Source organism: Ornithinimicrobium faecis (genome assembly GCF_023923225.1).
In the GTDB taxonomy this organism is placed as follows: domain Bacteria; phylum Actinomycetota; class Actinomycetes; order Actinomycetales; family Dermatophilaceae; genus Ornithinicoccus; species Ornithinicoccus faecis.
This window is the reverse complement of sequence record NZ_CP099489.1, coordinates 1,055,123-1,075,678: the sequence shown is the minus strand read 5'-3', so window position 1 is coordinate 1,075,678 and position 20,556 is coordinate 1,055,123. Positions and strand designations below refer to the sequence as shown.

General features: G+C 69.5%; 17 protein-coding genes. 6 read left to right on the top strand and 11 right to left on the bottom strand.

The window, feature by feature from the left end:
* Window positions 1-86: 86 nt before the first annotated feature.
* The 10 genes from NF556_RS05025 to NF556_RS04980 form a co-directional block, all read right to left on the bottom strand.
* The gene (locus NF556_RS05025; RefSeq protein ID WP_252594398.1) at window positions 87-1,799 is read right to left on the bottom strand and encodes a VanW family protein; all 1,713 of its coding nucleotides are present in this window, start codon (window positions 1,797-1,799) and stop codon (window positions 87-89) included.
* Window positions 1,800-2,127: 328 nt separating this feature from the next.
* Entirely contained in the window at window positions 2,128-2,544 is a 417-nt protein-coding gene (locus tag NF556_RS05020) for an HIT family protein (protein WP_252594397.1), read from the bottom strand.
* Between the two features lie 29 nt (window positions 2,545-2,573).
* A complete protein-coding gene (gene xdhC / locus NF556_RS05015; protein ID WP_252594396.1) occupies window positions 2,574-3,416 on the bottom strand; it encodes a xanthine dehydrogenase accessory protein XdhC in 843 nt (280 codons plus the stop codon).
* Entirely contained in the window at window positions 3,416-5,887 is a 2,472-nt protein-coding gene (gene xdhB, locus NF556_RS05010; protein ID WP_252594395.1) for a xanthine dehydrogenase molybdopterin binding subunit, read from the bottom strand. Before xdhB ends, xdhC begins: the two co-directional genes overlap by 1 nt.
* A complete protein-coding gene (locus NF556_RS05005) occupies window positions 5,884-7,407 on the bottom strand; it encodes a xanthine dehydrogenase small subunit (RefSeq protein WP_252594394.1) in 1,524 nt (507 codons plus the stop codon). The genes xdhB and NF556_RS05005 overlap by 4 nt, the downstream gene beginning before the upstream one ends.
* Window positions 7,408-7,546: 139 nt before the next feature.
* Window positions 7,547-8,308, bottom strand: coding sequence for a class I SAM-dependent methyltransferase (locus NF556_RS05000; protein WP_252594393.1), 762 nt, complete (start codon window positions 8,306-8,308; stop codon window positions 7,547-7,549).
* 330 nt (window positions 8,309-8,638) lie between these two features.
* Window positions 8,639-9,154, bottom strand: a complete 516-nt coding sequence (locus tag NF556_RS04995; protein WP_252594392.1) for a flavin reductase family protein — start codon at window positions 9,152-9,154, stop codon at window positions 8,639-8,641.
* A gap of 35 nt (window positions 9,155-9,189) precedes the next feature.
* Window positions 9,190-10,116, bottom strand: coding sequence for a PIG-L family deacetylase (locus NF556_RS04990; protein ID WP_252594391.1), 927 nt, complete (start codon window positions 10,114-10,116; stop codon window positions 9,190-9,192).
* Window positions 10,117-10,171: 55 nt separating this feature from the next.
* On the bottom strand, window positions 10,172-12,079 hold the full coding sequence (gene typA / locus NF556_RS04985; protein WP_252594390.1) for a translational GTPase TypA: 1,908 nt from the start codon (window positions 12,077-12,079) through the stop codon (window positions 10,172-10,174).
* 30 nt (window positions 12,080-12,109) lie between these two features.
* Window positions 12,110-12,532: a (deoxy)nucleoside triphosphate pyrophosphohydrolase gene (locus NF556_RS04980; RefSeq protein WP_252594389.1), complete on the bottom strand. Its 423-nt coding sequence runs from the start codon at window positions 12,530-12,532 to the stop codon at window positions 12,110-12,112.
* Between the two features lie 174 nt (window positions 12,533-12,706).
* On the opposite strand from NF556_RS04980, the gene NF556_RS04975 reads away from it, so the two are divergent.
* The 6 genes from NF556_RS04975 (at window position 12,707) to NF556_RS04950 (ending at window position 19,626) form a co-directional block, all read left to right on the top strand.
* The gene (locus tag NF556_RS04975) at window positions 12,707-14,434 is read left to right on the top strand and encodes an ABC transporter substrate-binding protein (protein ID WP_252594388.1); all 1,728 of its coding nucleotides are present in this window, start codon (window positions 12,707-12,709) and stop codon (window positions 14,432-14,434) included.
* Window positions 14,435-14,552: 118 nt separating this feature from the next.
* Complete coding sequence (locus tag NF556_RS04970; protein WP_252594387.1) at window positions 14,553-15,563, top strand: ABC transporter permease; 1,011 nt, start codon at window positions 14,553-14,555, stop codon at window positions 15,561-15,563.
* A 28-nt stretch (window positions 15,564-15,591) separates the two neighbouring features.
* Entirely contained in the window at window positions 15,592-16,581 is a 990-nt protein-coding gene (locus NF556_RS04965; RefSeq protein WP_252594386.1) for an ABC transporter permease, read from the top strand.
* Between the two features lie 5 nt (window positions 16,582-16,586).
* Complete coding sequence (locus NF556_RS04960; protein WP_252594385.1) at window positions 16,587-17,636, top strand: ABC transporter ATP-binding protein; 1,050 nt, start codon at window positions 16,587-16,589, stop codon at window positions 17,634-17,636.
* Window positions 17,636-18,850: an ABC transporter ATP-binding protein gene (locus NF556_RS04955; RefSeq protein WP_252594384.1), complete on the top strand. Its 1,215-nt coding sequence runs from the start codon at window positions 17,636-17,638 to the stop codon at window positions 18,848-18,850. The genes NF556_RS04960 and NF556_RS04955 overlap by 1 nt, the downstream gene beginning before the upstream one ends.
* A 44-nt stretch (window positions 18,851-18,894) precedes the next feature.
* Window positions 18,895-19,626 (top strand): type 1 glutamine amidotransferase, encoded by a 732-nt coding sequence (locus NF556_RS04950; protein WP_252594383.1) that lies wholly within the window; start codon window positions 18,895-18,897, stop codon window positions 19,624-19,626.
* Window positions 19,627-19,661: 35 nt separating this feature from the next.
* On the opposite strand, the gene NF556_RS04945 is transcribed toward NF556_RS04950, so the two are convergent.
* Complete coding sequence (locus NF556_RS04945; RefSeq protein WP_252594382.1) at window positions 19,662-20,555, bottom strand: universal stress protein; 894 nt, start codon at window positions 20,553-20,555, stop codon at window positions 19,662-19,664.
* Between the last annotated feature and the right edge of the window lies 1 nt (window position 20,556).

The following is a 20,556-nucleotide window of genomic DNA, read 5'->3' as shown; positions in this document are numbered from 1 at the left end:
GCACGGGACAGGCCACTGCCTAGTATGCCGCGCGGCAGGGCAGAGCGGTAAGCCGCCCCCGGCTTCTGTGGCCGGTATCACGCCGGTCATCCGGTGCACGTGACCTGGTCCGAGGGGTGGTATGTCGTGGTGTAGGACTGCCGGTCAGCCTCACTGCCCGACTGGGACAGGATGCGCGTCACCGTGATGGTGAAGCCCTGCTGGGGGCTCTGCGGCAGGCAGTTCTCGCTGTCATCGGTCTTGACGTCAGGCTGCACGTAGTTGGTGCGCTGGCCGGTGACCGTGTCGACGTCGTACTTCTTGTCACCCCAGAAGGTCATCACGATGTCGCTGCCCTCGATCCAGGTCTGGATCACGACCGGGGTGTCGGTGTCATTGGTCCACCGGTTGTCCAGCTGACCGACCGCGATCGTGGCCTCCTTGCCGACCGGATAGCGCTCGATGTAGTAGGAGTGCGGGTGGAACTCATCGAGTTGGACACCGGCGTTCCAGGCGGTGTTGAGCACCGTGGTGGAGACCTGCGAGAGGCCACCTCCGATTCCCTTGACCAGGCGGCCACCGCTGATCACACCGGCGTCGACGTATCCACGCTCATGCGTGATGGGAGCCAGCTCGTTGGACAGGCTGAAGGAGTCCCCGGGCATGACGACAGTGCCGTTGAGGTGCCCCAGTCCGACCCGGATGTTCTCGGTGCGGTCGGCGTTGGACGCTCCACCCGGGAAGGTGCTGCGGAAGGTCGCCATCTGCGAGAAGTCCCACGCCGCCGCGTCCTTGTCCGTGATGTCGGGCTCCACCTCGGTGGTGCCAACCTTGGCGACGCGGTGCTCGCCCTCCTTCTTGATGGCCTTGTTGACCTCCTCGAGCAGCGCCTTTTCGTCGACGACCTGTCCCACGCGAGCGCTGGTGACAACGGGGCTCCCGCCGTCGAGGACCACGCCCGCGTTCTGCGGCGAGACGGTGGCCTCCTCCAGCTGACCGCTGACGATCTCGAGCACGCCCTCGGCGTCGAAGTCCAGCGACAGGGTGTGGTCGTCACCCTCGGTGATGGTGAGCAGGCGGGCGATCTGCTTGGTGCTGATCTCCGACTTCTCGCCGTCCACCTCGACGGTGATCGGGCCGGCGACGGCGGGGCCGGCGACCTCCCCGACGAAGCGGTCGATCTCGGCCTGGGCCAGTTGCGGCTTGGTGGCCGTCACCACGCCGTCCACCTTGGTCGTCTGCGGCCACACAGCCTCCACCGCGTCGCTGGTGGCAGGCACGTCGAGCTCGCGGCCGTCCGCGGACTCGGTGGACTTGACCTCGCCCATGTTGAGCCAGACCTCACCCTCGGTGGGCTCGATGGCCACGTCCTGGGCCACCCCCTGCACGGCCTTCTCGAGGTCGGCGCGGTCCACGGTGACCTCGAGTGGCAGGTCCTGCCCCTCGTTGACGACTCGGTCCCAGAGCACCGACGGGTCATAGCTGACGCCCGTGATGCCTGCCAGCGTGGTGTCCAGATCGAGGGCGAGCCCCGCGTCCTCTGGTGCGATCTGCACGGTGTCGCCCTCGACATCAATCGTCACCGGTTCGGTGGCCATGTCGTCCAGGCGATCGTCCAGCGTGGCCCGCGCATCCTCGGGGCTCAGGCCACCGATGTCGATCCCTTCGACCTGCGTGCCGTTGGGCACGCGTCCCCCGAGATACTGCGCTGCGAAGTAATAGCCTCCGCCCAGCACCAACACGGCGACCAACGTGCGCACGAGGATGGCGACCCACTCGTTGCGCTGCGGCTCCTCCGGCAGGCTCTGTCGTTCGTCCACGGGGCTTCCCTTGCTGGTCGTCTGGTGTCGGTCTGGCGTGCTCACGGTGCGCTGGCACGGGTGTCAGGACGCTCGCGCGTCTGTGGCAGTATGCCGTGCCCTCCTAACGCAAACGCGTCACCTGAGCGTGTGGTTGGCACTCCTGACCGGATCGATGCCGAGTTGTTATCTCCCCACGCCTGCCCGCCAGGTGCCTCGCTGATCCTACGCCGCCGGTCGCGATCACCCCTGCGTGTCGTGCACCGTGCGCCCATCGTTGCGGCGTGTCCTGCACTCCAGCGCGGCATCGGTCACGCCGGTTCAGCACCACCGCACGGGGCGCTCCGGCTCAGTCCGGGCTCGCCGTCAGCGCCGCAGCGACCTCATCCAGGTCCTGCCTGGTGCGCGGTGTCCCCGGCAGGTCGAGCACCACCTGGTCACCGGCGTGCCGGGGGATGACGTGCAGGTGCACGTGCGGCACCTCCTGATCGGCCTCAGCCCCATCGGACAGGTGCAGGTTGACTGCTGGAGCGAGGCGTTCGCGCACCCTCCCGGCAAGACGCCGGGCCGAGGCAAACAGGGCAGCGCCCTCCTCGACCGTCAGCTCGCTCAGTGACTCGACGTGCCGCCGCGGACTCACCAGCACGTGGCCCGGTCCCACCGGGAAGGCGTCCAGGAAGGCCACGACATGCTCGTCGCTCTCGACGATGCTCACCGGTGCGCGACCGGCGATCAGGGTGCAGAAGATGCAGTCGGGCGCGCTCATCCCGACACGCTATCCGCGCCACCGGCCGCTCATCCGCGAAGGTCCGCCGGCGAGTCCATCGCAGCGGCAGGTGCGGCATCGAGCTGCAGCGTGCCCACCAGCGCGGCCGCGACACTGATCGCGATCACCGCTGGTTGCTTGCCCGGCAGGTCGGGCAGCCCGATCGGGCTGGTCAGCGTCGAGATGGCGGCCTCGGTGTGACCAGCCTCGAGCAGCCGCTTGCGGAAGCGCTGCCACTTGGCCGACGAGCCGATCACCCCGACCGAGCCGAGGTCGCCGCGGCGCAGTGCGGCCTCACAGAGCACGAGGTCCTCGGCGTGGTCATGGGTCATCACCAGCACGTGGGCATGCGCCGGGAGGTCCGCGAGCACCACCTCCGGGACGGGCGCATGGGTGATCTGAACGTCGGCGAGACCATCACGCACGCCCAGGGCGTTCAGGGCCTCGACCTGACCCCGGCGGCTGTCCACCAGGTGCACCACGAGCGGCAACCTCGACAGGATCCGCCCCAGCTCCGCGCCGACGTGTCCCAGCCCGAAGACCGCCACCACCGGACGGGCAGGCAACGGCTCGAACAGCAGGCTGACCTCACCGCCGCAGCACTGCCGGCCATAGGTCGTGGGAGCGTGCTCGTGCAACGACAGATCAGTGCGCTCCGGCCCGGTGGTCCCGGCCGCGAGCAGCTCTCTGGCTCGGGCCACGGCGCTGGCCTCCAGATTGCCGCCGCCGATGCTGTCCCACGTCTCCTCAGCGGCGACCACCATCTTGGCGCCGGCCTCTCGCGGAGCATGCCCGCGCACGGCCGTGACAGTGACCAGCACCGCGGAGCGTCCGTCCTCGCGCAGGTGCGCCAGTGCCCGCAACCAGTCCATCAGTCCGCCAACCCTCCGGTGACCACGGACTCGCCCGCGGTCGGCGCGGGAGCCGACCCCTCGGCATACGCCGGGTCTGTCTTGGCGCTCTCTGTCCGGGCGCCAACTGTCCGCGCAGGAGCCGCGGCGCCCGAGCCGTCGCGCTGCGCGGCCTCGCGCGCCGCGTCCACGGCCCAAAAGACTGCCTCGGGTGTCGACGGGCAGCCCAGCTCCACGCTGTGGCCGGTCGGACCAAAGGCCGCCACCGCCTGTCGCAGGGCCTCCCGGACGCTGAAGGCCAGCATGAGCGGGGGCTCCCCCACGGCTTTGGAGCCATAGACGGCGCCGTCCTCGCTCGCCTGCTCGAGCAGGTGCACGTTGAGCTCTCGTGGCAACTCGGAGAAGGACGGCAACTTGTAGGTGCTGGCGGCCGAGGTGGTGACCCTGCCGCGCCCGTCACCGTCAGAGGTGTCCCACCGCAGGTCCTCGAGCGTCAACCACCCCACGCCCTGGAGGAAGCCGCCCTCGATCTGCCCGAGGTCCACCAACGGCGAGAGACTGTCCCCGACGTCATGGACGATGTCCGTGCGCAGCACGGTGTGGGCACCGGTGAAGCCGTCCACCTCGACCTCGGAGACGGCGGCCCCGTAGGCGAAGTATTTGAACGGCTCGCCCTGCATCCGGACCCCGTCCCAGTGCAGCCCCTCGGTGCGGTAGTAGCCGGCGGCGAACAGCTGCACGCGCTCGAGGTAGGCGTGCTTGACCAGGTCCGACCAGGGCAGGCTCGTGTCACCGGCGCTGACGGTCCCGTCGCTGAACCGGACGTCGTCGATCGGTGCACCGAGCCGGTCCGCCGCCACCGCGGTCAGCCGCTCCCGGATCTGCTCACAGGCGTCCTTGACCGCGCCACCGTTGAGGTCCGAGCCCGAACTTGCCGCTGTCGCAGAGGTGTTGGGCACCTTGTCGGTGCGCGTTGGAGCCAGCCGGATGGCGCTCAACCGCAACCCCAGGGCGGTCGCGGCCACCTGGCGCATCTTGGTGTGCAGCCCCTGGCCCATCTCGGTGCCGCCGTGGTTGATCAGCACCGACCCGTCCTTGTAGACGTGGACCAGGGCACCGGCCTGGTTGAACGCCGTGAAGTTGAAGGAGATGCCGAATTTGACCGGGGTGCAGGCGATCCCGCGCTTGCGGTGCGGGCTGGTGGCGTTGAAACTTGCAATCTGCGTATGCCGCGTGGTCAGGTCCGCGCGGGCGCTCACCTCCTCCAGGACGGCCTCGAGGCGCTCGGCGTGCCGGACCGGTTGGCCGTAGGGCGTGCTCTGGCCGGGCTGGTAGAGGTTGCGGCGCCGCAGCTCGGTCGGGTCGATCCCGAGGGCGGGCGCGCAACGGCCGAGGATGTCCTCCAGCACGAGCATCCCCTGCGGGCCGCCGAACCCGCGGAAGGCGGTCTGGGATGTCTTGTGCGTCTGGGCGATCCGGCCGTGGAACTCCGCGTCGGGCACGTAGTAGGCGTTGTCCACGTGGCACAGGGCCCGCCCGAGGACGGCCTCGGACAGGTCGAGGGACCACCCGCCGTCGGAGGTCAGCGTCGTGCGGAGCGCCTCGAGGTGGCCCTCCTGATCGAAGCCGACCTCCCAGGAGGCGTGGAAGGGGTGTCGCTTGCCGGTCATGGTGATGTCCTGGGTCCGGTTGAGTCGCAACCGGACCGGGCGTCCCGTGAGCACGGCACCCAGAGCGGCGACGGCCGCGAGCCCGTGTGGCTGCATCTCCTTGCCGCCGAAGCCGCCGCCCATCCGCAGGCACTGGACGGTGACCTCATGGCTGCGCAGGCCCAGGACGTGCGCGATGATCTCCTGCGTCTCCGTCGGGTGTTGGGTGCTGCTCTGCACGAAGACCTGACCGGCCTCGTCGACGCTGGCGAGCGCCGCGTGGGTCTCGAGGTAGAAGTGCTCCTGGCCGCCAAACTCAAACTCGCCGCTGAACCGGTGGGCCGCCCGCTCGAGTCCGGCGGCGGCATCCCCACGGGTCACGGTGCGCTGCCCGCCCTGGAAGGACTCCTGCTCGATGGCCTCGGTGAGGGTGATGACGGACGGCAGCGGCTCATAGGCCACCTCCACCGCCTCTGCTCCCAGCCGGGCGGCCTCCACCGTCTCGGCGAGCACCCAGCAGACGGCGTGCCCGTGATACATCACCTCGTCGGGGAAGAGCGGCTCGTCCTGCTTGACCCCGGAGTCGTTGACGCCCGGGACGTCGGCGGCGGTGAGGACCCGCACCACGCCCTCCACCTGCAGGGCGGGGTCAGTCTGCAGCCCGGTCACGCGGGCGTGGGCGTGCGGTGCCTGCACCGGCCAGGCGTGCAGCACGTTGGTGGTCCGCCCCACCAGGTCGTCGGTGTAGAGCGCGGCGCCCGTGACGTGCGGGTCCGCACTCTCGTGCGCGACGCTCAGCCCGACGACCGGCTGCGGCGGCCGCTGCGACAGTGGCGTGCTCATCGCTCCTCCCCCGCATTTTCGTAAAGGTCTCGCACGCCTTCCCCGTCTTTTGGTAGAGGTTTCGCACGGGCGCGCCCCTGCTCGTCAAAGAACCGCAGCAACGACTGCTCGAGCATGGCGCTGCGATAGCGAGCACTGGCGCGGTGGTCGTCCAGTGGTGTTCCCTCCTGCGCGAGCACCCCGGCGGCGCGGGCGACCGTGTCCGCGTCCCACGCGTGCCCGGTCAGGGCCTCCTCGGTGGCCAGTGCGCGGACCGGTGTCGCGGCCACCCCGCCCAGACCGATCCGCACGGAGGCGACCGTGTCGCCCTCCAGCCGCAGGGCGATGGCGATCGCGACGGAGGAGATGTCGTCGAAACGGCGCTTGGCGATCTTGTGGAAGGCCGTGTGCGGTGCCAGCGGCAGGGGGATGCGCACCGCCTTGATGAGCTCCCCGGGTTGGCGCACGCTCTGGCGATAGCCGGTGAAATAGTCGGCCAGCGCCACCTCACGCTCACCGTCGACCGAGGCGAGCACCAGGGCGGCCTCCAGCGCCAGCAGCACAGGGGCCGCGTCCCCGATCGGGGAGCCGGTGCCCAGGTTGCCGCCGAGCGTGGCGCCGTTGCGGATCAGGCGCGAGGCGAACTGCGGGAACAGTTGATCGAGCAGGCGCACGCGCCCGCCCAACCCTCGCTCGATCTCGCTGAGGGTGAGTGCCGCACCGATCTCGACGGTCTCGTCGGTCAGCTGCAGCTCGCGCAACTCCTCGACCCGGTCGATGCCCAGCACCACGGGTGGCCTGGTGTGTCGCAGGTTGCGCTCGACCCCGGCGTCCGTGGCACCCGCCACCAGGACGGCGTCGGGGGTCGCGGCGAGCCGGGTCAGCAGGTCCGGCAGGTCTGCAGGACGCACGAAGGTGCTGCCTGCGCCGGAGATCTCTGTCGCGCGGGCCGGCGGCGCCGCGCTGTCGCGACGTCCGGCGATGGGGTCGGCCGGGTCAGGGTCGCCGAGGGCATAGGCAGCATCCCGGATCGGCCGATAGCCGGTGCAGCGGCACAGGTTGCCGCTCAGGGCGTGCAGGTCGAAGCCGTTGGGTCCGCACTCGTGGTCGTGCTCTGTGGGGTCCTGGGGTGTCTGGCCGTCGCGCTCCGGACGATAGAACTCGGCCGCCATCGCGCACACGAATCCTGGTGTGCAATAGCCACACTGGGATCCTCCGCGGTCCGCCATCTCGCGTTGCACGGGGTGCAGGGCTGCCTGCTGCCCAGGGGCGGTCGGGGTGCCCAGGCCCTCGGCGGTGATGACCTCCTGGCCGTCATAGGACAGCGCCGGTGGCAGGCACGCGTTGACCGAGACCCACCGGGTCCGCTCGGGTCCGTCCGGGCGGGCGACCAGCACCGCACAGGCGCCGCACTCCCCCTCGGCACACCCTTCCTTGGCGCCGGTCCACCCCTGGCCACGCAGCCAGTCGAGCAGGCTGGTGTGTGGGCCGGCCTCGCACGGGCGCGTGGTGCCGTTGACGGTGATCTCGGTCGGGCTCATCGAGCGCTCCCTCCGGCCGTGGCCGCACGCTCCGTCGCGCGCGGTGCATGGTTCGTGCACCGGTGGGCCGCCGGTTGTCCATGCGAACGACGACCCGTGCTGTGCTTTCGAGCATAGACCGGCCGCTGGCCCGGGCACCTCAGGACGGGCGTGCCGGTTTCGTGGCCGTGATCAGGTGGCGGGTCGAGTGCGCCACGAACGGTCGGCCGGCCCGCAGCCCGGCATCCAGGTCGAGGAGCACGTCGCGATAGCGCTCGACGGTGAAGTCCGGCACCCACCAGACGCACTTGCGCAGGATCCACACTATCGCGCCGATGTCGTGGAGCTCCATGCGGCACCGCGCCGTGCGCACGTCCTCGACGCTCAGCCCGGCGTCCTGCGCAGCCGCAACCTCGCGCTCCGGGTCGCGCCCGTCCCCGTCCGGCAGTGGCCCGAGGAAGGCCTCGCTCAACTCACGGGCCGACTCCGGGCCAACGTGCTGGGCGACATAGCGTCCGCCCGGCACGAGCACCCGGTGGATCTGCGTCCAGTCCGGACGCACCGGGTGCCTGGAGGTCACCAGATCAAAAGCGTTGTCCGGCAGCGGGAACGGCTCCCCGGCGACGGTCTCCACGACGTGCACCCCGCGCGGCCCGAGTCGAGCACGCGCCCGCTCCACGTTGGGTGACCCGCTCTCGGTGACCACCATCCGCGGCGGCAGGACCGGCGCCTCGTCGACCACCTCGCCACCGCCGGTGTCCACGTCGAGGGCCGACGGCACCCGCGCCAAGTGCTCGGCCAGCAGGCGGGCATAACCCCAGGGCGGGCGCTCCTCGGTGGCCCTGCCCGCGAGCCATCCGAAGCCCCACCCCGAGACGTCGGCCGCCGTCGCCTCGGCAACCAGGTCCTCGAAAGCGCGCACCCGGCCACCCTGCCCTGCGCGACCGGCCCTGCACAACAACAAAACCCAGCCGTATGCCGTGGGCCGGCTGAGCGTTGCCGGCCCGCCCCAGGATCAGCGTGCAGCCAAACAGGCAATGTCAGGGGCCCTCGAGCAAAGCCGCAGGTCAGCGACCTGGTCACGCCGGGAGATCGTCACCTTGCCTGTTTGGCTGCACGCTGCGGTCGCTTCAGGTCTCAAACTGCCGTGCACGCGCGGATCGCGTGCGCGAGTCGCCAACGCAGGCGTGCGAAACCTCTATCAAAAGGCGCTGAGGGCGTGCGAAACCTTTATCATTTTGCGGGGGGCGGGTCAGTCCAGGTGGCCGTAGCGGCCGCGGAAGTGCACCAGCGCGGGGTCGATGCGCGGCGGGATCTCCAGGCCGACGACCTCACCGACCACCAGGCTGTGGTCCCCGGCGACGTGGATGTCGGTGGTGCGGCACTCGAAGCCGGCGAGCGCGCCGTCGATCAGCGCGACACCTGTGGCGGCGCCGCGGTGGTGGGCCACCCGGTCGAGCTGCCCGTGCAGCGGACGACCGTGGGTGCTCAGCCAGGAGGCGGTCGCCTTGGCATGCTGCCCCAGGACGCTGATGCCCCACACCCCGGACTCGACCACCGCGTCGTGCCAGCGGGCAGCGCGCTCGACCGAGATGAGCATCAGGATCGGGTCCAACGACACGCTGGTGATCGAGTTGGCGGTCATGGCGTGGTCGTGCTGCCCGGCAAAGGTGGTGGCGACGGTGACGCCGGTCGCGAAGCGGCCGACAGCCCGGCGATAGGCCTGGGGGTCGACAGGCACCGGCTCGGCGCCTGCATCCTCGACCACTCCAGCTCCTCTCAGTCCGCTCCGCCCATCGTGCCTCACCGGATCAGATCGCCGGTGTCCGGGTCGACCTCGGCATAGCCCTCCCGCCCCGGGAGCCGAGCGGCAATGTCATTGGAGAGCGCGAAGTAGGGCGCCGCGGCATCGTCACGGACGCTGACCTGCGTCGCGTGCTCGCGCAGCGCGCGGACCTGGTCGGGCACCACGGCCGGGTCCACGACCGCGTGCGTGACCAGCGCATCATCGACCACCGACGGCGGGAACGGGTCATCCGGTGTCGGCACGGTCAGCCCCGTGCCCGCAGGCACCTGCTCGGCCAGCCACGCGCGGTCCTCGCGCGCCCAGGATGAGGGGGTCAGCACGGCATACAGCCGGGGTCGCAGCCGCTCGGGCAGGGAGGCGACCGCGGCCACGGTGACCCGGTGGGTCTGGATGTGGTCGGGGTGCCCATAGCCGCCCTGGGCGTCATAGGTGAGGACCAGGTCAGGCAGCAGTATGCCGAGGCGCTCGGCCAGCAGGTCAGCCGCCACAGCGATGGGGGCACCGGCGAAGGCTCGCGGGTGCGCCGCAGCCTCCGAGCCGGCCATGCCGCTGTCGCGCCACCGTGGTTTGGACAGTCGGCTGGACCCCGCCGCCAGATAGTCGTGCTCGACACCGAGGGCAGCCATCGCGCGGTGCAACTCGCCAGCCCGGTGCGGACCGAGGGCAGGGTCACCCTCCAGGTGCCGCAGGTCCTGCGGGATGACCTCGCCCTCCTCGCCCAGGGTGGCGGTGATGACATGCACCAGGTCGCCCCGCGCCGCGTGATGTGCCAGGGCGACACCGGTGGCCAGCGTCTCGTCGTCGGGGTGCGCGTGGACCGCGACCACCTTGAGCCGGCGGTCCTCACCCCCGGTGAGCGCCTGGCTCAGAGAGGGACGCTCTCCCTGAGGCGGGGCGTCGATCGGCGGCGTCTGCTCAGTCATGGTGCTCTGTCGTCCTCCTCAGTCGTCCACGGCTGTCGCTCCCCAGCCGTGCTCCTCAGTCGTGGTGCTTGGCACGCGCCGCGGCACGGGCCCGCAGCGAGTGGTCCAGCACGACCTTGCGGATGCGCACGGCCTCCGGGGTCACCTCGACGCACTCGTCCTCGCGGCAGAACTCCAGGGACTGCTCGAGCGAGAGCCGACGTGGCGGGATCAGCCGCTCCAGCACGTCCGCACCCGCGGAGCGCACGTTGGTGAGCTTGCGCTCCTTGGTGATGTTGACGTCCATGTCGTCGGCGCGGGAGTTCTCGCCGACGATCATGCCCTCATAGACCTCGGTGGTCGGCTCGAGGAACATCGAGCCGCGCTCCTGCAGGTTGAACATCGCATAGGTCGTGGCCACACCGGTGCGGTCGGAGACCAGCGAGCCGGTCTGGCGGGTGCGGATCTCGCCGAACCACGGGGCATAGTCGTCAAAGACGTGGTTGGCGATGCCGGTGCCGCGGGTCTCGGTCATGAACTCGGTGCGGAAGCCGATCAGGCCACGGGCGGGGACGATGAACTCCATCCGGATCCAGCCGGTGCCGTGGTTGGACATCTGCTCCATGCGGCCCTTGCGGGCGGCCATCACCTGGGTGATCGTGCCCAGGTGCTCCTCGGGCGCATCGATGGTGAGGCGCTCGACGGGCTCGTGGACCTTGCCGTTGATCTCCTTGGTGACCACCTGGGGCTTGCCGACGGTCAGCTCATAGCCCTCGCGGCGCATCTGCTCCACCAGGATCGCCAGCGCCAGCTCACCACGGCCCTGCACCTCCCAGGCGTCGGGGCGCTCGGTGGGCAGGACCCGCAGCGAGACGTTGCCGACCAGCTCCTTGTCCAGCCGGTCCTTGACCAGGCGGGCGGTGACCTTGGCGCCCTTGGTCCGCCCTGCCAGCGGCGAGGTGTTGGTGCCGATCGTCATGCTGATCGCCGGCTCGTCCACGGTGATCAGGGGCAGCGGGCGGGGGTCGTCGGCATCGGCCAGGGTCTCCCCGATCGTGATCTCCGGGATGCCCGCGATCGCGATGATGTCACCGGGACCGGCGCTGGTGGCGGGCACCCGCTCCAGGGCCTCGGTGAGCAGCAGCTCGGTGATCTTGACCTTCTGCATGCTGCCGTCGCTGCGGCACCAGGTCACCTGCTGGCCCTTGGAGATCGTGCCGGAGCGCACGCGGCACAGCGCCAGGCGACCCAGGAACGGGGAGGAGTCAAGGTTGGTGACGTGCGCCTGCAGGGGCACCTCGGGGTCATAGACCGGCGCCGGGATGGTGCCCAGGACCGTCTGGAACAGCGCCTCCAGGGTCTCGTCCTCGGGCAGCGTGCCGTCGGCGGGCCGGGTCAGGCTGGCCCGACCATTCTTGGCGGAGGCATAGACGATGGGGAACTCGAGGGCAGCGTCATTGTCCTCGGCGTCGTCGATCAGGTCCATGAACAGCTCATAGACCTCCTCGGTCACCGCCTCGATGCGTGCGTCCGGACGGTCCACCTTGTTGATGCACAGGATGACCGGCATGCGCGCGGCGAGCGCCTTGCGCAGCACGAAGCGCGTCTGCGGCAGCGGCCCCTCTGAGGCGTCGACCACCAACACGACCCCGTCGACCATCGACAGCCCGCGCTCGACCTCGCCACCGAAGTCGGCGTGGCCGGGGGTGTCGATGATGTTGATCGTGACGCCACCGTCGATGTCCAGCTCCTGCGCGGCCGGACCCTTGTAGTGCACGGCCGTGTTCTTGGCCAGGATCGTGATGCCCTTCTCGCGCTCCAGGTCGCCGCTGTCCATCACTCGTTCGACGGTGTCGCGCTCGGCGTCGTGGCCGGAGAACGCGCCAGCCTGCCACAGCATGGCGTCCACCAGCGTGGTCTTGCCGTGATCGACGTGGGCAACGATGGCGACATTCCGGATGTCGTCGCGATTCTTCAAAGGCATGGCACGATTTTCTCATCCTTTGCGCCCTGTTCATGACACGGCGGCCAGCGACCCCCTGATGGAACGCACCATCGGGGCGTTGCTGGGCAGCCACGGCACGTCCCCGAGGTCCTCTCTGCGGAGCCACCGCAGCTGGTCGTGATCCTCCAGTGGAGCAGGGTCACCCACCGGCACGGCAAACCACAGGGCGAGGGTCCAGCCGGGCACGGTCAGCGGCCACTGCCCGTCCAGCGGGCCTGGGATCACTTCCCCCAGCCGTATGCCGACGCCCAGCTCCTCGCGCAACTCGCGGTTGAGTGCGGCGAGGGGTTCCTCTCCCGGCTCGACCTTGCCGCCGGGGAACTCCCACTGACCCGCGAGGTCGGCAGGTGCCGAGCGGCGGGCCGCCAGGAGCCGGGTGGGACGGGCCAGGTCGTCCACGAGCGCCGCGGCCACGACGAGTCGGTCTGTCACGGCACCAGGGTAGGTGGGACGAGCGTGCTGAGAACTGATGTGCCGGATACCGATTAGGTCAAGATCCGGCATCGATCAGCGCCGCGTGCTTCCCCTGGGGGCTGCGGACGCCTACCTTTGGCGCATTGCGACCAGCCGTCCGGTCTTCTGCCGGCGGCCCCATGAGGAGGCAGAATGACTATCCGCAAGGTTGCGGCCATCGCCGGGACGGCCGCGTTGGCGCTCGTCCTGAGCTCGTGCGCCGAGTCCGACCGCGACGACGGTGGTGGAGACAACGGCGGCGACAACGCCGCTGGGGACAACGCCGACGCCAGCGATTCGACCGGTGGTGAAGACGCTGGGTCCGCTGCGTCCGACGCCACGTTCATCTTCGGTGCCGCTGGTGCCCCGACGACATTCGACCCGTTCTATGCCAGTGACGGTGAGACCTTCCGCGTCACCCGTCAGATCTTCCAGAACCTGATCGGCATCGAGCCCGGCGGCACCGAGGGTGTGCCCGAGCTCGCCACCGAGTGGACGAGCAGCGACGACGGCCTGGTGTGGGACTTCGCCATCCAGGAGGGTGTGACCTTCCACGACGGCACCGACCTCAACGCCGAGGCCGTGTGCGCGAACTTCGAGCGCTGGGCCGACCAGAACGAGGCGGGTCAGGCCCCCTCGGGTGCCTACTACTACGGCAATGACTTCGGCTTCGGCGACGACACCCTCTACGGCGGCTGCGAGGCCACCGAGGAGTACAACGCCCAGGTCACGGTCACCCGCGCCACCGGCAAGTTCCCGATGGTGCTCTCGCAGTCGTCCTACGCGATCCAGTCGCCGACGGCGATGGAGGAGTACGACGCCAACGGCATCGCCCTGGAGGGTGAGGCCTTCGTCTTCCCGGAATACGCCCAGGAGCACCCGACCGGCACCGGACCGTTCATGTTCGAGGAGTACGACAACTCCGCGGGCACGGTGACCCTGACCCGCAACGACGACTTCTGGGGCGAGACCGCTGGCGTGGGCAGCATCGTCTTCAAGATCATCGCCGACGAGAACGCGCGTCGCCAGGAGCTTGAGGCCGGCACCATCCACGGTTACGACCTGCCGAACCCGGTCGACTGGCAGGCGCTGGAGGACGCTGGCAACCAGGTCCTGATCCGGGACCCGTTCAACATCCTCTACCTGGCGCTGAACCCGGTGGCCGACCCGCAACTGGAGGACCCGCTGGTCCGCCAGGCGCTCTACCACGCCCTGAACCGCGAGCAGCTGGTCACCTCCCAGCTGCCCGAGGGTGCCACCGTGGCCACGCAGTTCATCCCGGACACGGTCAGTGGCTGGAACGAGGACATCGCGGCCTACGAATACGACCCCGAGAAGGCTCAGCAGCTGCTTGAGGAGGCCGGCAAGTCCGACCTGACGATCGAGCTGTGGTACCCGAGCGAGGTGACCCGCCCCTACATGCCAGACCCGCAGCGCATCTACGACGCGGTCAAGGCTGACTGGGAGGCGGCCGGCATCACGGTTGAGACCGTGACCAAGCCCTGGTCCGGTGGCTACATCGACGACACGCAGGCAAGCCGTGCCCCGGCGTTCTTCCTGGGCTGGACCGGTGACCTGAACTCGGCGGACAACTTCCTGTGCGCCTTCTTCTGTGGCGAGGACAACCAGTTCGGCACCTCGCCCTACCCGTTCCACGGCGAGATGCAGGAGGCACTGCAGGCAGCGGACGCGGAGCCGGACGAGGCGACTCGTGAGCAGCTCTACAAGGATCTGAACGAGAAGATCATGAGCCCGGAGTGGCTGCCTGGCCTGCCGCTCTCGCACAGCCCGCCGGCGATCGTCGTGGGCGCGAACGTCGAGGGTCTGGTCCCCAGCCCCCTGACGGCCGAGGACTTCTCGACCATCACGATCACCGAGTGACGCGACACCACCCGTTCTCGCGTCTATCCTGACGCGGACACGTTCAGACGACGGGCTGGGCTGCACGCTGGCCCAGCCCGTCGTCATGTGCGGCAGCCGATCCTGACCTGGAGGACAAGTGCTGAAGTTCATCATCCGCCGGCTGATACAGGCCGTGCTGGCACTCTTCGTGCTGAGCATCCTGCTCTTCGCGTGGCTGCGCTCGCTGCCCGGCGGCGTTGTCAGCGCCCTGCTCGGAGAGCGGGGAACCCCCGAGACCGCCGCCCAGCTGCGCGAACAGCTCGGCCTCAACGACCCCATCTTCGTGCAGTACTGGCGTTTCCTGGAGCGCGCGGTCCAGGGCGACTTCGGCATCTCCAACGGCGTCTACCGCGGGGAGCCCGCGCTCGACGTCTTCCTCCAGCGCTTCCCGGCCACCTTGGAGCTGAGCCTGTTCGCCATCACCTTGGCCCTGCTCCTGGCCATCCCGCTGGGCTACATCGCCGCACGCCGCCACGGCGGACCGCTGGACACCGGCAGCGTGATCTTCTCGCTGGTCGGGGTGGCCGTCCCCGTCTTCTTCCTGGCCTACGTCCTGAAGTACATCTTCGCGGTGCAGTTGGGCTGGCTGCCCCCGTCGGGACGACAGACCGTGGGCATCAACGCCACGCACATCACCAACATGTATGTCCTGGACGGCATCATCACCCGCGAGTGGGACGCCGCCTGGGACGCCTTCAAGCACCTGATCCTGCCGACTCTCGCGTTGGCATCGATCCCCTTCGCCATCATCTTCCGCATCACCCGGGCCGCGGTCATCGACGTGCTGGACGAGGACTACGTGCGCACCGCTCGCGCCAAGGGGTTGCACGGTCGGACGATCCGGGTCAGGCACATCATGCGCAACGCCCTGATCCCTGTCGTGACCATCGTCGGCCTGCAGATCGGCGCCCTGCTGGCCGGGGCAGTGCTGACGGAGAAGGTCTTCGCCTTCCAGGGCATCGGGCAGGCCCTGGCGATCGGCTTCGAGTTGCGCGACTACCCCGTGCTGCAGGTGCTGATCATGATGGCTGCGCTGATCTACATCATCGTCAACCTCCTGGTCGATATCGCCTACGCGGTGATCGATCCGCGCGTCCGGACCAAGTGAGGAGCCACCCGTGAGTGATGACCTACCTGTGACTGAACGCAGCACGTCCCACACCGCCGGTGGCGGCGAGTCCTCCCGGCACGGCCTCGGCGGTCGCAAGAAGGCCCGCATCGATTCCCTCGCCGAGGCTGGTGCGCTCTCCGAGGAGCAGGGTGTCAGCCTGTGGCGCAGCGCCTGGCGCCGGCTCCGCCGCGACCCGGTCTTCCTGATGGGGCTGGTGGTCACCGGCCTCTTCGTGATCGTCGCGATCATCGCGCCGTGGATCACCCCCCACGACCCCACGGCTCGTCTCCTCATCGACCAGGTGACACCGGCCACCCCGATCCCCGAACCGCAGCCCGGTCACCCGCTCGGCGGCGACAATGCCGGCCGTGACCTGCTGTCCCGTCTCGTCGCCGGCTCCCGCCAGACCCTGATCGTCGGGGTGCTGGCCACCCTGGGCGGCCTGACCGGTGGCATGATCCTGGGCACCATCGCCGGTGGACTCGGTGGCTGGGCCGACACCGCCGTGATGCGCGTCGTCGACGTGATGCTGTCCATCCCCTCCCTGCTGATGGCCTTCTCGATCGCCGCCCTGTTCGCCCGGCCCAGCCAGTGGACGGTCATCCTCGCCATCGCGATCATCCAGGTGCCGATCTTTGCCAGACTCTTGCGCGGGTCCATGATGGCGCAGCGACACAGCGATCACGTGCTGGCGGCGCGCGCCCTGGGAGTGCGCCGCCCGGCGATCGTCTTCCGGCACATGCTGCCCAACTCGATCGGCCCCGTCATCGTGCAGGGCACCCTGGTGCTGGCGGTCTCCATCATCGACGCCGCCGCCCTGTCCTTCCTTGGCCTGGGCAACCCCAACGACGCAGTGCCGGAGTGGGGTCAGATGCTCGGCAAGGCCCAGGTCTTCTTCGACTCCTACCCGCACATCGCGGTGTATCCGGCGCTGTGCATCATCGTCGTCGCTCTCGGCTTCACCCTGATGGGTGAGTCGTTGCGCGAGGCCCTCGACCCCAAGTCACGGAGGTGATTGCGGTGCCAACATCCACCACTGCACCGCTCCTGGAAGTGGAGGACCTACGGGTCACTTTCGGAGCCAAGGGAAAGAAGCAGTTCGCCGCCGTCGACGGCGTGTCCTTCGGCGTCGCGCCGGGCCAGACGGTCGGCCTGGTCGGAGAGTCCGGCTGCGGCAAGTCGGTGACTTCCCTGGCGATCATGCAGCTCCTCCCCCAGCGCGGCAACACCGTCACCGGGTCCGTGCGGTTTGCGGGGGAGGACCTGCTGACCCTGTCGGACGCGCAGATGCGTGACCGACGAGGCGCCGAGTTGGCCATGATCTTCCAGGACCCTCTCAGCTCGCTGAACCCCGTCGTCTCGCTGGGCCTGCAGGTCACCGAAGTGCTCAAGCGCCACAAGGGCATGAAGGGCAAGGCCGCCTCCACGCGGGCCGCCGATCTGCTCGACAAGGTTGGCATTCCCGACCCGACCCGACGCCTGACGGACTATCCGCACCAGCTCTCCGGCGGCATGCGGCAGCGCGCCCTGATCGCGATGGCCCTGGCCTGCGAGCCGCGCCTGCTGATCGCCGACGAGCCCACCACGGCGCTCGACGTGACGATCCAGGCGCAGATCCTCGCCCTGCTGCGTGAGCTCGTCGAGGAGTCCGGCACCGCCCTGATCATGATCACCCACGACCTGGGCGTCGTCGCCGGGCTCTGCGACGAGGTCAATGTGCTGTATGCCGGTCGGATCGTCGAGCACGCCGACCGACACCCCCTCTTCGAGACCCCGCGCCACCCCTACACAGGGGGGCTGCTGGCCTCGATCCCCCGGTTGGACGACCCGAGGGATCGGCGGCTCACCCCCGTGCCGGGATCGGTGGCCGACAACATCCCCTGGGACGGCGCGTGCGCCTTCGCACCCCGCTGCTCCAGTGAGATCGCCGCCTGCCGGTCCCAGACCCCCGACCTCGTGCCGGACGACGAGGTCAAGGGTGGGCGCCTGCTGCGCTGCCACAACCCATTGCCCGCGGACGGTTCGATCCTGGTCCGCCCGGACGCAGCCGTCGAGACGGAGGCAAGCTGATGAGTGACACCACATCTGAACAACCGGCTCGCTCCGGGGACACGACCCCTGGTGCTCTTGCTGATGAGCAGGGCGGTGCCCTGGCCACGACCACCCGTGATCGCGAGGTGCTGGTGGACGCCCAGGGCGTGAAGGTGCACTTCCCCATCAAGCGGGGAGTGATCTTCGACAAGACGGTGGGCCACGTCTATGCCGTCGACGGCATGGACCTGCAGATCCGCCAGGGTGAGACGTACGGCCTGGTCGGTGAGTCCGGCTGTGGCAAGTCGACCTTCGGACGGGCTCTGCTGCAGCTCGAGGAGCTCACCGCTGGCAAGGTGCACTTCGACGGGGTCGACCTCGCCAGCCTGAAGGGCGAGAAGCTGCGGCGTGAGCGCAAGAACATGCAGATGGTCTTCCAGGACCCGCTGGGCAGCCTCGACCCGCGGCAGACCGTGGAGCAGCTCCTTCTGGAGGGCATGCGTGCCCACAACCTGGTCAAGGGCGGTGCGGCCACCGAGCGGCTGGCCGAGTTACTGAAGGCCGTCGGCCTGCCCCGGTCCGCGCTCAACAAGTATCCGCACGAGTTCTCCGGCGGCCAGCGACAGCGCGTCGGCATCGCCCGCGCACTGTCGGTCGACCCGAAACTGATTGTCGCCGACGAGCCGGTCAGCGCCCTGGACGTCTCGGTGCAGGCGCAGGTGATCAACCTGCTCAAGGACCTGCAGGACGAGTTTGACCTCACCTACCTGGTCATCGCCCACGATCTGGCTGTCGTCCGACACATCAGCGACCGGGTCGGTGTGATGTATCTCGGGTCCCTCGTCGAGGAGGCCGACGCGGACGACCTCTACGATCGCCCCCTGCACCCCTACACCAGGGCGCTGATGTCGGCCGTCCCCGTGCCCGACCCGAAGATCGAGGACACCCGGGAGCAGATCCTGCTCGCGGGCGACCTGCCGAGCCCGGCCAACCCGCCCTCGGGCTGTCGGTTCCACACCCGGTGCCCGTGGCGCCAGGAGACGCTGTGCGACACCGAGCGGCCCCAGCTGCGCGTCGTGCAGATCGACGGGGTGCCCGCCTCCCAACGGGTGGCCTGCCACTGGGCCGAGCAGATCGCCAGCGGCGAGCTGCAGCCGCACAAGGTGGAGATCGAGCTCACCGACCCGTCGGCGCAACAGTCCGTCACGGCGGACGCCACCGAACCTCCCACCTCGGCGGCCGACCTCACCTGAGCCAGCATTCGTCATTGTCAGCGGTGGGGCGCTAGATTGCCGAAATGAAGCCCACCGTGCTCGTGGTGCAACACGAGGACAACTGCCCCCCAGGCTGGTTCGGCGACTGGCTCACAGCGGCCGGACTCGAGCTCAACGTCCTGGAAGCCCACGGCGGCTGCGCCATCCCGTCATCCCTGACAGATCACGCCGGCCTGCTGGTGCTCGGAGGTGAGATGGGCGCCAACGACGACGACACGACCAGGTGGCTCGCCCCGACCCGTGCGCTGATCGCCACCGTCGTGGCCAGCGGGGAGCCGTTCCTGGGGATCTGTCTGGGCCACCAGTTGGCAGCCGTGGCCCTCGGCGGCACGGTCGCGCCCAACCCCAACGGGCACGGCACCGGGCTCACGCCCTACGGCCCCACACCACAGGCCGCAGACGACCCGCTCTTTCGGGGCCTGATGCCCGGGCTGCCGGCCGTCCAGTGGAACAACGATGTGGTCACCACCATCCCGGAGCGCGCGAGCGTCCTGGCCCACTCCCCCGACGGGACCGTGCAGGCTGCCCGGTTCGGTCCCCTGGCGTGGGGTGTGCAGTTCCACCCCGAGACCAGCCCGGCCATCTTCCGCAGCTGGACGACAGACAAGCCGTCGGCGCGCGAGGCACGGGCCGACGGGATCGACGTCTTTGCCGCCGCCGATGCCGTGCAGGAGGCCGGGCCCGCCCTCCGCAGGGCCTGGGAGCCGCTCGCCAAGCGGTGGGCAAAGATCGTCAAGGACGCTGCCCAGGGCTGACCCTCGTCAGCGGTTCGCTGCAGGGCTGACCCTCGTCAGCGGTCCGCGGCCTTGACGACGATCACGGGACACGCCGACCCGCGCAGCACCCGCTGACTCACCGAGCCGAGCAGCTTGCCGGCGAAGCCACCGAGCCCGCGGCTGCCCAGAACCAACACGTCGGCGTTCTGCGAGGCGCCCAGCAGCGTGGGGACCGCGCGCGCGTGCACCACCTGCACCTCGATGTCCACGTCGGGATAGTCCCGACGTGCCGACACCAGTGCCCGCTCGGTCAGCTCGCGCTGCCGCTCCTGGATGGCGCCGAACTCCTCCTGGTCGGACTCGGTCACAACGAATCCGTCCACGACCTCCAACGCCCAGGTGTTGATGGCGAGCACTCGGGCGCCGCGGGTCCTGGCCTCGTAGCAGGCGACCCGGGCGGCCAGCGCACTGTCGGCGCTGCCGTCCACGGCGACGGCGAGCACCCCGTGCGCCTCCTCGTCCCGGCGGCTGCCCGGAGGCACAACGGCCACCGGACTGGAGGCGTGCATGGCCACTCCGAGCGAGGTCGACCCGAGCACCATCTCGGAGAGGGTGCTGCGGTGGCCGGTCCCGACGACCAGCAGCGCGTCCTCCTCGTGGGCCAGCAGCGACTTGACGTTGTCACCGACGACCTCCAGTGGCACCAGCTCCAGCTCGGGGAACTCCTCGTGCACCGCCGCGACGGCCTGCTCGAGCGTCGACAGCGCGTCGGTGTTGTCCCGCAGCACGTCCCGGGTGGAGTTGTCGTCGGCCTGCACGACACCGCTGGGCAGCCCCGCAACACCCTCGACAGCGTGGACCAACTTCAGGGCTCGACCGTGGAGACTGGCGGTCTGCGCGGCCCACCGGACCGCATCGCCACTGGTCTCCGGCACATCAACACCGACGACGACGAAACCTTTGCTCATC

Excerpts from the sequence above, each read along its gene's own strand:
- NF556_RS05020 (WP_252594397.1), bottom strand. The coding sequence starts at position 2,544 with ATGAGCGCGCCCGACTGCATCTTCTGCACCCTGATCGCCGGTCGCGCA.
- xdhC (WP_252594396.1), bottom strand. The coding sequence starts at position 3,416 with ATGGACTGGTTGCGGGCACTGGCGCACCTGCGCGAGGACGGACGCTCC.
- xdhB (WP_252594395.1), bottom strand. The coding sequence starts at position 5,887 with ATGAGCACGCCACTGTCGCAGCGGCCGCCGCAGCCGGTCGTCGGGCTG.
- NF556_RS05005 (WP_252594394.1), bottom strand. The coding sequence starts at position 7,407 with ATGAGCCCGACCGAGATCACCGTCAACGGCACCACGCGCCCGTGCGAG.
- NF556_RS04990 (WP_252594391.1), bottom strand. The coding sequence starts at position 10,116 with ATGACTGAGCAGACGCCGCCGATCGACGCCCCGCCTCAGGGAGAGCGT.
- typA (WP_252594390.1), bottom strand. The coding sequence starts at position 12,079 with ATGCCTTTGAAGAATCGCGACGACATCCGGAATGTCGCCATCGTTGCC.
- NF556_RS04975 (WP_252594388.1), top strand. The coding sequence starts at position 12,707 with ATGACTATCCGCAAGGTTGCGGCCATCGCCGGGACGGCCGCGTTGGCG.
- NF556_RS04955 (WP_252594384.1), top strand. The coding sequence starts at position 17,636 with ATGAGTGACACCACATCTGAACAACCGGCTCGCTCCGGGGACACGACC.
- NF556_RS04950 (WP_252594383.1), top strand. The coding sequence starts at position 18,895 with ATGAAGCCCACCGTGCTCGTGGTGCAACACGAGGACAACTGCCCCCCA.
- NF556_RS04945 (WP_252594382.1), bottom strand. The coding sequence starts at position 20,555 with ATGAGCAAAGGTTTCGTCGTCGTCGGTGTTGATGTGCCGGAGACCAGT.